Origin of the sequence: Streptomyces sp. NPDC004629, assembly GCF_042873595.1 — a bacterium.
Lineage (GTDB): Bacteria > Actinomycetota > Actinomycetes > Streptomycetales > Streptomycetaceae > Streptomyces.
In genome coordinates, this window is the sequence record NZ_JBIALO010000014.1 from 1 (window position 1) to 13,951 (window position 13,951).

12 protein-coding genes and 2 rRNA genes are annotated in these 13,951 nt (G+C 70.5%); 7 read left to right on the forward strand and 7 right to left on the reverse strand.

What is annotated here, in order from left to right:
* From ACFYTE_RS22020 to ACFYTE_RS22030, 3 genes are all read left to right on the forward strand, one after another.
* Positions 1–97: ribosomal RNA gene (locus ACFYTE_RS22020) — 23S ribosomal RNA — on the forward strand; the annotation flags it as partial.
* Positions 98–183: 86 nt separating this feature from the next.
* Positions 184–300 (forward strand): 5S ribosomal RNA (rrf, locus tag ACFYTE_RS22025).
* Positions 301–360: 60 nt separating this feature from the next.
* Complete coding sequence (locus ACFYTE_RS22030; protein WP_388712868.1) at positions 361–915, forward strand: GNAT family N-acetyltransferase; 555 nt, start codon at positions 361–363, stop codon at positions 913–915.
* 11 nt (positions 916–926) lie between these two features.
* On the opposite strand, the gene ACFYTE_RS22035 is transcribed toward ACFYTE_RS22030, so the two are convergent.
* The 7 genes from ACFYTE_RS22035 to ACFYTE_RS22065 form a co-directional block, all read right to left on the reverse strand.
* Positions 927–2,486 carry a type VI secretion protein gene (locus tag ACFYTE_RS22035; protein ID WP_388712871.1) on the reverse strand — a complete coding sequence of 520 codons (1,560 nt, stop codon included), beginning with the start codon at positions 2,484–2,486 and terminating at the stop codon, positions 927–929.
* Position 2,487: 1 nt separating this feature from the next.
* Positions 2,488–3,912 (reverse strand): ATP-binding protein, encoded by a 1,425-nt coding sequence (locus tag ACFYTE_RS22040; protein WP_388712874.1) that lies wholly within the window; start codon positions 3,910–3,912, stop codon positions 2,488–2,490.
* 14 nt (positions 3,913–3,926) lie between these two features.
* The gene (locus ACFYTE_RS22045) at positions 3,927–5,486 is read right to left on the reverse strand and encodes an SCO6880 family protein (RefSeq protein ID WP_388712877.1); all 1,560 of its coding nucleotides are present in this window, start codon (positions 5,484–5,486) and stop codon (positions 3,927–3,929) included.
* Positions 5,483–6,805: a hypothetical protein gene (locus ACFYTE_RS22050; protein ID WP_388712880.1), complete on the reverse strand. Its 1,323-nt coding sequence runs from the start codon at positions 6,803–6,805 to the stop codon at positions 5,483–5,485. Before ACFYTE_RS22050 ends, ACFYTE_RS22045 begins: the two co-directional genes overlap by 4 nt.
* Complete coding sequence (locus ACFYTE_RS22055; protein WP_388712883.1) at positions 6,795–7,622, reverse strand: hypothetical protein; 828 nt, start codon at positions 7,620–7,622, stop codon at positions 6,795–6,797. The genes ACFYTE_RS22050 and ACFYTE_RS22055 overlap by 11 nt, the downstream gene beginning before the upstream one ends.
* Positions 7,623–7,832: 210 nt before the next feature.
* Entirely contained in the window at positions 7,833–8,141 is a 309-nt protein-coding gene (locus ACFYTE_RS22060) for a hypothetical protein (protein WP_016436843.1), read from the reverse strand.
* 411 nt (positions 8,142–8,552) lie between these two features.
* Positions 8,553–9,155 carry a TetR/AcrR family transcriptional regulator gene (locus tag ACFYTE_RS22065; protein WP_388712887.1) on the reverse strand — a complete coding sequence of 201 codons (603 nt, stop codon included), beginning with the start codon at positions 9,153–9,155 and terminating at the stop codon, positions 8,553–8,555.
* An 89-nt stretch (positions 9,156–9,244) separates the two neighbouring features.
* Here ACFYTE_RS22065 and ACFYTE_RS22070 point away from each other — a divergent pair, with 89 nt between their 5' ends.
* From ACFYTE_RS22070 to ACFYTE_RS22085, 4 genes are all read left to right on the forward strand, one after another.
* Positions 9,245–10,165: an oxidoreductase gene (locus ACFYTE_RS22070; protein ID WP_388712890.1), complete on the forward strand. Its 921-nt coding sequence runs from the start codon at positions 9,245–9,247 to the stop codon at positions 10,163–10,165.
* 517 nt (positions 10,166–10,682) lie between these two features.
* Complete coding sequence (locus tag ACFYTE_RS22075) at positions 10,683–11,462, forward strand: trypsin-like serine peptidase (protein WP_388712892.1); 780 nt, start codon at positions 10,683–10,685, stop codon at positions 11,460–11,462.
* Positions 11,463–11,620: 158 nt separating this feature from the next.
* Positions 11,621–12,622, forward strand: a complete 1,002-nt coding sequence (locus ACFYTE_RS22080; RefSeq protein ID WP_388712895.1) for an NlpC/P60 family protein — start codon at positions 11,621–11,623, stop codon at positions 12,620–12,622.
* A gap of 218 nt (positions 12,623–12,840) precedes the next feature.
* Positions 12,841–13,551 (forward strand): phosphatase PAP2 family protein, encoded by a 711-nt coding sequence (locus ACFYTE_RS22085; protein WP_388712898.1) that lies wholly within the window; start codon positions 12,841–12,843, stop codon positions 13,549–13,551.
* Positions 13,552–13,951: the final 400 nt, after the last annotated feature.

The following is a 13,951-nucleotide window of genomic DNA, read 5'->3' on the forward strand; positions in this document are numbered from 1 at the left end:
GTAAGGCTCCCAGTAGACGACTGGGTTGATAGGCCGGATCTGGAAGCCAGGTAACTGGTGGAGGTGACCGGTACTAATAGGCCGAGGGCTTGTCCTCAGACGCTCGCGTTCACTGTGTTGGTTCTGAAACCACGAACAGCCCCGCCCGTGATGGGTGGTGTGGCGTTCACAGTTTCATAGTGTTTCGGTGGTCATAGCGTGAGGGAAACGCCCGGTTACATTCCGAACCCGGAAGCTAAGCCTTACAGCGCCGATGGTACTGCAGGGGGGACCCTGTGGGAGAGTAGGACACCGCCGAACTAATCGTGGGGAAACCCCGCATTCTTTGAATGCGGGGTTTTCTGCGTTTAGGATCGGGGCATGCGCATGGAAGAGCGGTACGTCGTCCGGGAGATACGTGCCGATGAATGGCCCACCGTGAAGGCGCTGCGGCTCGACGCGCTGCGGGACCCCGTCGCGCGGCTCGCCTTTCTGGAGACGTACGAGGATGCCGCCGCCCGGCCGGACACTTTCTGGCAGGAGCGGGCGGCCCGGTCCGCTGACGGGGCGGGCGTGGTGCGGCAGTTTGTCGCCGTGGCGCCGGACGGGGTGTGGGCCGGAACCCTGACGGTGCTGATGGAGGAGGCCGGCACCAAGGACTGGGCCGGGTATCCGGTGGAGCGCCGGCAGGGCCATGTGGTGGGGGTGTTCATCAGGCCGGAGCATCGCGGGCGCGGACTGATCGAGACGTTGTTCGCCGTCGGCCTGGAGTGGGCGTGGGAGCGCGGGGCCTCACGGGTCCGGCTGCTCGTGCACGAGGACAACGGGCGGGCGCAGGGCGCCTACCGCAAGGCGGGCTTCGTGCCCAGCGGGGCCACCGTGGATCTCGCCGGGGGCGAGGGCCCGGAGCTGGAACTGGTCGTCGAACGCGGATGACGGCGGGGCCCCTAGACGGGCAGTTCCTGGTGGGGCCAGCGGGTGCGGCCCTGCTCGCGGGAGCGGAGGAGGGCCAGCGTCGGCAGACCCTGCGCCGGCCCGGTGGCCAGCAGCTCCGGGAGCTGAGGGAGCGGGGCCACGGCCGCGACGTCGTCGAGGACGAGGGTCAGTGGTGGGTCGAGCCGACCGGAGGATGACCGTTCGGCCATGCGCCGGCCGCGCTCGACCACGCTGGAGACGAGGGCCGTCAGGAGGGGCATCGCGCCGGGGTTCGTCCTGGGGTCCTCGATGGATTCACCGACCACATAAAGGGTGCCCCCTTCGGCGACGAAGGAATCCAAGGCGAGTGCATCACTTCGGTTCGGGGTGCATGCCTCGCGGATGTTGACCGTGAAGAGCGCGGCGAGTGCCCGGCTCGTCAACTCCTGTGCCATGTCGCGGCGTTCGGGGTGCGCGGTGAGGGCGGCTTCGAGTTCGCCGGCCGCGCCGGGGGCCGCCTTGGGATTGGTGCGGAGGGTGCGTACCGCGTCCTGGATCTGAGTGCCCTGGGTCCAGCGGTGGACGTGGCGGATGGTGCGGCCGTCGACGGCGGCCGCGTGCAGATAGCTGCGGAGCAGCGTCTCGGCCGTGTCCGCGAGGGCTTGGTCCAGCTTGGCCGTGGGTCTGACCGGGGCGAGCAGGGCGGCGGCTCTGTGCCGTGCCGTCTGCTTGTCCTCGCAGCCCGTCGTCGGCGGCCAGTGCAGGCGGGCCGGGGTGTCGCAGCGGTGGGTGGGGTCGTAGAGGTGGGTGGGGCCCAGTTTGGCCCGTGCGTCCTTCGTCTCCGCCCACAGAGCGGGGTTGGAGGTGACGACCAGCGCCGGGCCTTCCGCGTCGTGTACCGCCTGGGCCGCGGTGGCCTGGCGGGACGTGGGGTCGGCGTACAGGACGGCGGCTTCGGCGCGGGGTGTCTCCCAGCCGCCCATCCGTCCGCCGTCGGCCGTGAGGGCGGCGGGGGGTTCCTGGGGCCGGGGTTCGCCGCGGGGCACGGGTACCTCGTGCCGGGGTTCGGGCGGCCGGGTGGGCGCCGGCTTCGGTGCGCTCTCCGGAGCCCGTTCCTGGGCCTGTTCCAGGGGCGGCTCGGGCCGCGGTTCCCGCATCCGCTCGGCCGCCGGTTCCTGTGCGGCGGGGGCGGGTGCCGTGGCCGTCGTGTGCTGGGCGTGGCGGCGCCGGGCCCGGCCGGCCCGCCAGCGGGCCACCGTGCCGATCACGAACACGGTCAGTACGAACAGCACCATCAGCTGGCTGATGAACAGTCCCCAGACCAGTCCGTACCCCGACAGCTGGGCGGGCGGTGTCTGCGGCCAGGCGCCGGGGATGTCGTGCGGTTCGGCGATGAGCTGCCGCATCGCCAGCGGGGTGCGGGTGAAGGTGACGCCGGACGGCCAGGAGCCGTGGGCGAACAGACCCGCGAGGCCCGTGGCCGTCCACACCAGCAGGGCCATGCCGAGGAGGAACGCGAGCAGGCCCACCAGCAGACCGTCGGGGATGCCCCCCTGGCCGCCGCCGCGGCGGCCCCGCTCTTCGGCTCTCATCTCAGGCCACCGTCGACTCGGACGACCCGTCCAGGTCGCCGATGTGCTGTTCCACGAAGGCCGCCGCCCGCTGCTCCGCCTCCAGTTCCGCGGCGTGCAGCGCGTCGTCGGCGGCGACGTCGCTGGCCGACTCGGTCATCGCCCGGTCGGTGAAGACCAGGGGGCGTTCCGTCTCCGTCACCAGGTGCTTGACCACCTGGACGTTGCCGTTGACGTCCCAGACCGCGATGCCGGGAGTGAGGGTCGGGATGATCTCCACGGCCCAGCGGGGCAGGCCGAGGACCCGGCCCGTCGCGCGTGCCTCGTCGGCCTTCTGAGCGTAGATGGTGCGGGTCGAGGCCATCTTCAGGATGGCTGCGGCCTCCTTCGCGGCGGCGCCGTCCACGACGTCCGAGAGATGGTGGACGACCGCGACGAAGGACAGTCCGAGCCGGCGCCCGAACTTGAGCAGCCGCTGGAACAGCTGCGCCACGAACGGGCTGTTGATGATGTGCCAGGCCTCCTCGACCAGGAAGATGCGTTTCTTGCGGTCGGGGCGGATCCAGGTGTGCTCCAGCCACACGCCGACGATCGCCATCAGGATCGGCATGGCGATGGAGTTGCGGTCGATGTGGGACAGGTCGAAGACGATCAGCGGGGCGTCCAGGTCGATGCCGACCGTCGTGGGGCCGTCGAACATGCCGCGCAGGTCGCCGTCGACCAGCCGGTCGATGACCAGGGCCACGTCCAGGCCCCAGGCCCGTACGTCGTCCACGGCGACGTTCATCGCCTCCGCGGACTCCGGTTCCGGGTGGCGCAGTTGCTCCACGATGTCGGACAGCACCGGCTGGCGCTCGACGATCGTCTCGTTGACGTAGGCGTGGGCGACCTTGAGGGCGAAGCCGGACCGTTCGTCCAGGCCGTGCCCCATCGCGACCTCGATGATCGTGCGGAGCAGGGCGAGCTGGCCGGTCGTGGTGATCGACGGGTCGAGCGGGTTGAGCCGGATGCCGTGGTCCAGGGCCGCCATCGGGTCCAGGCGGATCGGCGTTATGCCCAGCTCCTGCGCGATGAGGTTCCATTCGCCGACCCCGTCCTCGCCCTGTGCGTCCAGGACGACGACCTGGCGGTCGCGGAAACGCAGCTGGCGCAGGACGTAGGTCTTCTCCAGCGCCGACTTGCCGTTGCCCGACTCGCCGAGGACCAGCCAGTGCGGTGCGGGGAGCTGCTGCCCGTACAGCTGGAACGGGTCGTAGATGTAGCCCTTCCCGGAGTACACCTCGCGACCGATGATGACGCCGGAGTCGCCCAGGCCCGGGGCGGCGGTCGGCAGATAGACCGCCTGGGCCTGGCCCGTGGACGTGCGCACCGGGAGTCGGGTCGTCTCGACCTTGCCGAACAGGAAGGACGTGAAGGCGTCCGTGACGACGGACAGCGGGTCCCGCATCAGCGCATCAGCCCCTACCTTCGGATTCCGGTGGCGAACGGGAGGGTGTTCACGAAGGCCCGGTGGTGCTCGCGGTCGCACCACTCCAGCTTCAGATACGACTTGCCGGCCGAGGCCCTTATGGTCCGCTTGTCGCGGGCGAGGGCTTCGGGGGAGCGGGCGGAGACGGTGATGTAGCCGACCAGGTTGACCCCGGCGGCGCCGCTGGCCAGGTCCTCGCCGCGCTGGTCGAGGCGGTTGTGGGCGGCGATGTCGCGCGGGTCGACGGTGCGGTTCATCTTGGCGGCGCGGCTGGCCTCGGCCTCGTCGTTGGTCTTCTCGGTCAGCATGCGCTCGATGGCGACCTCGGTGGGTTCGAGGTCCATCGTGACCGCGACGGTGCGGATGACGTCCGGGGTGTGGACGAGCAGCGGCGCCAGGAAGTTCACGCCGACCGGGGTCATCGGCCATTCCTTGACCCAGGCGGTGGCGTGGCACCAGGGTTCCCGGGTCACGGACTCGCGGGTCTTGGCCTTGAGGAAGGTGGGCTCCATGGCGTCCAGCTCGGCCGGCCAGGCGTTCCGTTTCGTCATCGCCTGGATGTGGTCGATCGGGTGGTCCGGGTCGTACATGGAGTGGATGAGGGAGGCGAGCCGGCCCTGGCCGAGCGGCTGGCGGACCCGGATGTCGGCCTCCTGGAGCCGGGAACAGATGTCGGTCAGTTCGCGGGCCATGACGACGGCGAGTCCGGAGTCCCGGTCCAGCCTGCGGCCGGCCTGGGGGCGGGCTGCGCGGGCCATGGCGTGCGCCTCGGCGGCCAGTTCGCGGGAGTAGTGCATGCAGGCCACGAGGTAGGCGCGGTGCTGTTCGCTGCTGGTGGACACCATGGACTGGAGCTGGTCGTAGGACCGGGCCAGCCACTGTGGGGCCTTCTCGTCGCCGCGCTGGGCGACGTCCTTGGCGTGCGCGTCGGGGTCGGCGGGCAGGGTGCGGGCGAGCATCTGCAGCCGGGTGACGAAGCCGTCGCCGTTGGCCACGTGCTTGAGCAGCGTGCCGAACCGGTCGACGAGGGCCTCCTGGTCCTCGGAGTCGCGCAGTCCGACGCCGGGGCCCTCGATCTCGATGGCGGCGGTGACGGTCTTGCGGTCGGCGTGCAGCAGTACGGCGATCTCGTCGGGCCCGAAGGGTGCGGCGAGCCAGCTGATCCGTCCGATGCCGGGGGGTGGGCCGACCTCCACCTCGCGGCCGTCGAGGCCGGTGCCCGCCTCCATGGCCCCGGACCGGTAGACGGTGCCCTGGTGCAGGGTGCGCTTGAAACTGCGGTTGATCTCGAACCACTTGTAGAACGTGCGGTGCTTGTACGGCACGTACACCGCGGCGAGCGCGAGCAGGGGGAAGCCCATCAGCAGCGCGATCCGCAGGGACAGGACGGGGACCAGGAGTCCGCACATCATGCCCAGGAACGCGCCGCCGATGATGAGCGCGATCTCGCCGGTCTCACGGTTGCGGCCGATGACCGCGTTCGGCCGGGCGCGGCCGATGAGATACGTCCGGCGGGGCGTGACCGGATGGGACAGATGGGACTCGGTCGTCAACGCCCTTCACCTCCCGAGCGGTTGCTGCTGCTGTTGCGGGTGTTGCCGGCGTGCGGGGTCTTCGCCGGGCTTGGCTGGCGCGGTGCGGGTGCGGCGGAGGGGACAGATCCGCCGCCACCGCCCGGGGCGCGGGTGCTGTGCGCGGCGACTCCGCCGGAGGCCGGGTTGGCCGGGCGGGCGCCCGCGGAGGACGGCTGGCCGCCGCCTCCGTTGTTGTCGGCGCGGGCGCTGTGCGTCTTGATGCCCTGGGCGACCAGGGTGGCCGGGGAGCTGATGACCGCGGCCGCCTTGCCCTCGGCGCCCTGCATGATGCGGTTGTTGCGGCCGGAGGCGATCTCGTCGCCGAAGCCGGGGACGAAGCGGTAGATCATCGCGCTGGCGAAGATGGCGAGCAGGATGATGGCGAGTCCGGAGACGACGGCGGAGAACGCGTCGGGGCCGTTGTCCGAGGACAGGGCGCCGGCCAGGCCGAGCACGATGACGATGACCGGTTTGACGAGGATGACCGCGATCATGATGCCGGCCCAGCGGCGTACGTGGCTCCACAGGCTCTTGTCGACCAGGCCGGCGTAGACGACGGTGCCGAGGAGGGCGCCGACGTAGAGCAGGGCGGCGCGGATGACCAGCTCAAGCCAGAGGATGCCGGCGGCGAGGATGGAGACGAGCGAGACGACGATCAGCATGATCGGGCCGCCGCCGATGTCCGTGCCCTTGTCCAGGGCGCCGGCGAAGGTGCCGAAGAAGGTGTCGGTCTGGTCGCCTGTGGTCTTCGCGAGGACGTCCGTGACGCCGTCGGCGGCCGACACCACGGTGTAGAGGATCAGCGGGGTGAAGGCGGAGGCCAGCACGGTGAGCCAGAGGAAGCCGATGGCTTCGGACAGGGCGGTGGTGAGGGGGACGCCGCGGACCGCGCGCTTGGCGACGGCGAGGAGCCACAGGAGGAGGGTGAGGATGGTGGACGCGGCGAAGACGACCGCGTACTGCTGGAGGAACTTGGTGTTCGTGAAGTCGACGTTCGCCGTTTCCTGTACCGCGTCGCTGAGTTTGCGGATGGTCCACGAGGCGGCGTCGGCGCAGCCCTTGGCGAGAGAGCTGAGGGGGTCGAGGGTGGAGGTAAGGCTCTTCCGCGACTCCGCCCCACCGGAGTTACTGCCTTGCTCGCAGTAGTCCTTGGCGGGGCCGCGGATCAAGTCGCAGGCGTTGTCCGGGCTCGGCTCGGGGGTGGGTGCGGCGACCGCTCGGGTCGCGAGCAGCACCGCGGTGGTCTGTACGGCTCCGAGAACGGCCGTGACCTTGAGGATGCGGTGGTTAGCGCGCATACGTGAACCCTCCGTATTCCTCCACGGCCTTGGTCATGTCGTCGGCGGTGGAGGCCTTCTGGTCGCGGCCGACCGGGACCGGGCCGTCCTTCTGCTGGAAGTCGGTGACTTTCCAGTCGTCGCCGACCCACCGCAGTTCGTAGGTGGTGGTGTACCAGCTCTCGGACACCGGGTTGGTCGAGGCATCGCCGGACAGCCCGAAGAGCGACGTGTACCAGACTTCTACGGTGGCGTTGTCGTTGCCGGACGACGTGACCTTGGTGCCCACCGGAATGATCCGGGAGACGAAGGTCTGGCCGCGCGGGGTGCTGCCGTCCTTGGCGAGGCCGATGTTGGACAGGAACGACTCGTTGGAGTAGGCGCTGTCCAGGGCCGCCTGTCTGGCGGCTGCGATGTCGGGGGCGTAGACCGTGTCGACGATTTCGTGTCGACGGGCCTTGTTGAACATTTCTGCTGAGCCCAGGGCTACCGCATAGTTGGCTGCTGCGCTTTGGGCGCCCTGTTGGGTGTGGGGGAAGCCTGTGGGGATTCCGGCTGTTGTGGACCGGACCGGGGTGTCGCCGCTTGCCGCGGTGGCGGAGGTGGCCGGCTTGTCGCTGGAGCCGCGGGCCGGGGAGTCGTCGTCGCCGCCACGGTTCGCGAAGGCGATCGCGGCGATCAGGAGGACGACGATGCCGACGACCGTGACCAGGCTGCGTGAGGACGAGCGGCCGCCCCGGCGGGCCCCGCCGTAGGGGTCGCCTTCGGGGAGCCGGGTACGGGTCTGACCCGTGTCGGCGTAACCGCCGGAGGCTCCGTTCTCGTCTCCGAGACTCATGCCGCGTACGCTCCCTCGACGTCGTACAGGAACACTCTGTGCCGGACCGCGTAGGAATACGACGGTAGCCGTGCTGGTTCCCGCGCGGGCGCGGTGTGGTGAGTCGACATCAGGGAAACGCAACCTCAGCCGGTGGGCACGACGGGCGGGTGGGGGTAGAGGGACCGGGCGCGCCCGGAGCGGACAGAGAGGGGGACGGGGGCGGTCGGGTCAGACGGCCATGCCGTACACGATGGTGAACAGCGTGCCGAGTGAGCCGATGATGAAGACTCCGGTCAGACCGGCGATGATGAGGCCTTTGCCCTGTTCGGCGCTGAAGGTGTCCCGGAGGGCCGTCGCGCCGATGCGCTGCTTGGCCGCGCCCCAGACGGCGAGGCCGAGGCAGAGCAGGATGGCTACGGCCATCACCACCTCGATCATCACCTTCGCTTCGTTGCCCAGGCTGCCGAAGGGCCCCCAGTCCGGAGCGATCCCGCCGATGATGGTGTTGATGTCTCCCTTGTCGGCCGCAAAGAGCATGTAAGTCACCGCCCCTGGTGGGTAGTTCCGCTATCCCCTGCGGTGTGCAGAGGTCAGACCTCATTCTCGCCGACAATGACGCCGTCGCATGTCGACTTGACGTCATTGGTTGGCGGGTTTCGTACGAATAGCACGTACGGTCACTCTGTGTATCACGGCAGGTCACGCCGGGCAATGAGGCCTGAGCGGAACCGGTCGTGTGGTTCCCTCGTTGACCTTCTTCACGACCTGGCACGGTTTCTGACGGCTGGTCGGGTGAAACGTAGTGACGATGTTCTCACGGGCGGGGGGACGGGCGGGGGTGCCGGGGGCGTCCTGGACGGTGTGCCTGGGGCCGCCGGTGCCGGTCTGCCGGCGTGGGCTCGGTAACTCGTGGGGTGGGCGCGGGGGTTGGCGGGCCCGTGGGGAGGGTCAGCGTGGGCGCAGGCCGTACAGGATGTGGTGGACGGACTCGTCGATGCCGGCGAGGGCGGCCTCCGCCTCCAGGGCGCCGCTGGCGACGAGTGCGGCGATGCCGTGCAGGCTGGCGGCGGCGACCATGTTGAGCCGCTCGGGATCGCCTTGGATGATCTCGCCCCGCTGCTGAGCCTCGGCGATCAGCTGGATGAGGGAGCCGAGGGACCGTTCGACGGCGGCGGCGAGCAGTGCGGAGCTGTCGGGGCGGTGCTTGCGGGAGAACATCAGCTCCAGCAGCTCGGGGTTGTCGATGGTGAACCCGAGGTAGGCGCGGCCCAGTTCGGTCATCCGCGGTTCGAGCGGCAGCCCGGGGCGGTCGGCGGCCTCCAGGGTCTGTGTCAGCCGCTCGTAGCCGTCGAGGGCCAGGGCGTCCAGCAGGGCCTGCTTGTCCTTGAAGTGCCGGCCCGGGGCGGCGTGGCTGACGCCTGCCTCGCGGGCCAGCTCGCGCAGCGACAGTGCGCCGGCCCCCTTCTCCCGAAGGGTGCGCTCGGCGCTGGTCAGCAGCGCGGCGCGCAGGTCTCCGTGGTGATAAGGGCGGGTCGTGGGCATGTGCATCATCCTAACCTGATGTTGACGATGCCTTCTTTGTTGGCGTCGGCAGCATTGTTGTCATTGACATCATTGTTGGCGTCGCCTACTTTTGCGGCATGGCTACGACGACTGACACGACCGCATGGGACGCGACCCGCCTCCCCGACCTCTCCGGCTGCCGGGCCCTCGTCACCGGCGCGAACAGCGGCATCGGCTTCACGGCCGCGGACGCGCTGGCGCGCGCCGGCGCGCATGTGGTGTTCGCCGTCCGTGACGTGGAGCGCGGCCGGGCCGCCGCCGCGCGGGTGACCGGCAGCACCGAGGTGCGCCGCCTGGACCTGGCCGACCTCGTCTCGGTGCGCGAGTTCGGCGAGGCGTGGCGGGACCCGATCGATCTGCTGATCAACAACGCCGGCGTGATGATGCTGCCCCGGCAGCAGACCAAGGACGGCTTCGAGATGCAGTTCGGCACGAACCACCTGGGCCACTTCGCGCTGACGAACCTGCTGCTGCCGTATGTGACGGACCGGGTGGTCACCGTGTCCTCGGGCGCCCACCGCTGGGGTGACGCGCGGATCCGCTTCGAGGACCTGAACCTGACCCGCGACTACACCCCGCGCGGCGCCTACGCCCAGTCCAAGCTGGCGAACCTGCTGTTCACCCTGGAACTCCAGCGCCGCCTCACGGAGTCCGGCTCGGCCGTCCGCGCCGTCGCCGCCCACCCCGGCTACGCGGCCACGAATCTGCAGAGCCACACCGGGAACCGGCTCGTCCACCTGTTCCTGGCGGTCGGCAACAGGTTCTTCGCCCAGGACGACCGGGCGGGCGCCCTGCCCACCCTCTACGCCGCCACCCAGGACCTGCCCGGCGCGAGTTACGTCGGCCCGAACGGATACGGCGAGATGCGGGGAGCGCCGGCGCTGGTGGGCCGGTCGAGCGCGGCGAGCGATCCGGTCGTGGCGCGGCGGCTGTGGACGGTGTCGGAAGACCTCACCGGAGTGCGCTTCCCGTCGGCCGCCGCTACGCCGGGGAAGTGACCGCCGGAGAAGGGCCACCGGCGGGCGTCGGGCGTCGGGCGAGGCCGGTCCCGGGGTCGGGGTGGGGTGCCTGTGGGTGCCGCCATCGGGCGTCGGGCGAGGCCGGTCCCGAGGCCGGGGCGGGCGTGGCCGTGGGTGCCGACGGCGGGAGCCGGGGGTGGGCGCCGCCGCCAGGCGGTCCGGTTCCTGCGGGTCGGCAGGCCCGACGGCGGTCCGGGGGGTCAGGGTCGGCGCCTGTGCCGCGCGGGCGTGAAAGCCGCGTACGTGAGGCGGGCTGTCGGGCGTTGGCCGGGCGCGGGGCGAAGGTCCGCGGGCGGGCGGACGGGGCGTGAAGGCGACAGGCGCCGGGGATGCGCGTCGGCAGTGCCTGGGCCGGTGGGGGCGTTCGCGGGTCCGTGGGGTTTGCCGGTGGTCTTGCGGACGGGGCATGACGACGACGTACGGCGGGCGGGGTTCACAGGAAAAACTCAGTTAAGGCAGGGGCGGTTTTTCATCTCCCTGGGACAAAGTGGGACCGATGAAGCGCACCTCACGCATCTCGGGTACCTCCGGCACCTCGCACCTGGCGTTGTTCGGCGCCACGGTGCTGCTGGCGGTCACCTCGGCATCCGTGGCCGCCGCCGACAACGGGCCGGGGCCGCTCGGAGTGACGGCGGTGGCGGCCGAGACCCGGCAGAGCGAGCGGGTCGGGGCGCTGTTCGACGCCGACCGTGGATCGGCTCTGGCCGGGGGCCACTTCTGCACCGCCTCCGTCGTGCACAGCCCGCGGCGGAATCTCATCGTGACGGCGGCGCACTGTGTGGACGAGGACGCGTCCGGCCTGGTGTTCGCTCCCGGCTACCGGGACGGGCAGGCGCCGTACGGGCTGTGGAAGGTGGGCAGGTGGTTCCTGCCCGACGGATGGTCCAAGGGGCAGGACGAGGACAGCGACGTGGCCTTCGCGGTGGTGGCGGACGCGGGCGGGAAACGGATCGAGGACGTCGTGGGGGCGAACCGGTTCACGCCGGGTACGGCGACCGGGGCGACCGCGGTGACCGTCACCGGGTATCCCGACTCCGGTGAGACGCCGATCCGTTGCTCCGACAAGCCGTCCGCGCACAGCCGTACCCAGCAGCGGATCGGGTGCCCCGGCTTCACGGGCGGAACCAGTGGCAGCCCCTGGGTCAACGGGGACCACGAGGTCGTCGGCGTACTGGGCGGGCACGAGCAGGGCGGTGCGACGGCGGACGTCTCGTACAGCGTGGTCCTCGGGACGGAGGCGGCGGAGCTGTACCGGGACGCGGTGAGCGGCGGGTGAGGTGCAGCGGGGCGGCCAACTGGGCGTATTGAGGGCGGTGGTTCGGGGGGATGCCGTGGGGGAGGGGTGTCCGGCCCTCGTGTCTGGTTTGCTGTGACCTGGCGTCACGGTTGGCGGATATGGTCATGAACCGCCGTTCTATGGGGGAGTGTTGACCCGTGCGGAAAGTATGGGTGATCGGTGGGGCCGCGGCTGGGCTCGGACTGAGCTTTGTCATGCTGCTGGTCGTCGGGGTGTACATGGTCGCCGGGAACCTGACCAACGGCGTCGGCGCCGGCAGTGTCGGGCTGGCCAAGGGTGCCGTGCCCGCCGCCTACAAGTCGCTTGTGCAGCAGTGGGGCAACCTGTGTTCCGCCATCAACCCCGCGCTGCTCGCCGCCCAGCTCTACCAGGAGAGCGGCTGGGACCCGAATGTGGTCAGCCCGGCCGACGCGCGCGGTATCGCGCAGTTCATCCCGAGCACCTGGGCCAGCCACGGCATCGACGGCAACGGCGACGGCAAGCGCGACATCTGGGATCCGCATGACGCGATTCCGTCGGCCGCGTCGTACGACTGCGAACTGGCGAAGTACGTCAAGGATGTGCCCGGGGACACCAGCGACAACATGCTCGCCGCCTACAACGCCGGTGCGTACCGGGTCATAAGGGCGGGTGGGGTTCCGGCCATTCGCGAGACCCAGAACTACGTCAAGACGATCCGCACCCTGGAGGAGAGCTTCGCCGCGCCCGTGTCCCGGGTCGACCCCAGCCGGCAGGCGGCCGGAGCCATCGCGTTCGCCCAGAAGAAGCTCGGCACGGAATACCTGTGGGGCGGCAACGGCACCGCGGACCAGGGCGGACGGTTCGACTGCTCGGGGCTGACCAAGGCCGCGTACGAGAGCGTCGGGATCACGCTGCCGCGGGTCGCCAACGACCAGTACAACGCCGGACCGCACCCGCCGCGGGACGAACTGCTCCCCGGGGATCTGGTGTTCTTCTCGGACGACCTCACCGATTCCCGCGCGATCCGGCACGTGGGGATCTACGTGGGCGGCGGCTACATGATCGACGCGCCGAGAACGGGGGCTGTGATTCGGTTCGACCCGATTGACACCCCGGACTACTTCGGGGCGACCCGGGTCACCGAAGATGGCGCGAAAGCGCTCCCCACGGCGGTGTGACAGACCGTTAACCCACACCCTGAGCTGCGGCGATGAGTCTCTCTTCGGTAACGTCTGCGTGATCATTCGGTGGAGCGTGGAACGTATCAACTGGGGCCGTGCGTTCCTGTTGACGTAGTCGGGCGGACGGTGAGTGCGCACATCTACACACCACGGGGGTGGGCAGCGGCGACGCACGCGAGGTGCGTCCGGGAGAACGACGAAGGGGCCGTAGCACCATGGCTGTACTCGCCGAATCCGGCTCGAACCCCGACGTCGACCTGCTCTACGACATCAACGGACTCGCCAAGGATGCGCCCCGGTGGTTCGACCGGGTCATGGAGTTCGTGGGTGAGTACGGGCTGCTGCTCGCCATGGTGCTGCTGGTGGTGTGGTGCTGGTGGTCCGTGCGGCGCCGGTCCGACAGCGAGGAGGAGGCCGCCTCGTCGGTCGCCGCTCTGGTGTGGGCGCCGCTCGCGGCCGCCGTCGCCGTGCTGGTGAACGTGCCGATACGGGGGTTTGTGGAGCGGCCCCGCCCCTTCCTCGACCACCAGGGGCTTGAGGTGCTCGTCTCCGGCAAGACGGACTACTCGTTCGTGAGCGACCACGCGACGATCACCATGGCGCTCGCGGTCGGGCTGTTCGTGGCCAACCGGAGGTTCGGGATCGCCGGGCTCGGGCTGGCGCTGCTGGAAGGGTTCTGCCGGGTCTACATGGGCGTGCACTATCCGACGGACGTCGTCGGTGGGTTCGCGCTCGGCACGGCCGTCGTGCTGCTGCTGTCGCCGCCGGCCACGGCCCTGCTCACGCCGGTGATGCGGGCGGTGGGGCGGTCGCCCCGGGCCGGATGGCTGATCCGGCGGCGTACACCGGCGGGCGACGGGGGCCGGGCGATGGTCCCGGGCGCCCGCAAGCCGACACCGTCCGAGGAACGCGACCTGGCGGCCTGACGCCCCACCCGAACCCGGAGCCGATCCGAGCCACCCCACAAGCGGCCTGCCCCACCTCGGGAATGGTCGGCCCCGCCCGGCAATCCGCCCCGGCAACTGATCCGTCGCGCCCGACAAGCGTTCCGACCCGCCCCGGGAGTGGTCTGTCGCGCCCGGTAAGCGGTCTGACTCGCCCGGGGAGGGGTCTGGCTCGGCTCGGGAGTGGTCTGTCGCGCCCGGTAAGCGGTCTGACTCGCCCGGGGAGGGGTCTGGCTCGGCTCGGGAGTGGTCTGTCGCGCCCGGTAAGCGGTCTGGCTCGCCCGGGGAGCGGTCTGGCTCGCCCCAGGAGGTGGCCCGTCGCGGCCCGCAAGTGCCTGCCGTACGTCGCCGCCTGGGACCGAGACTGGCCGGCCGCCGGGCC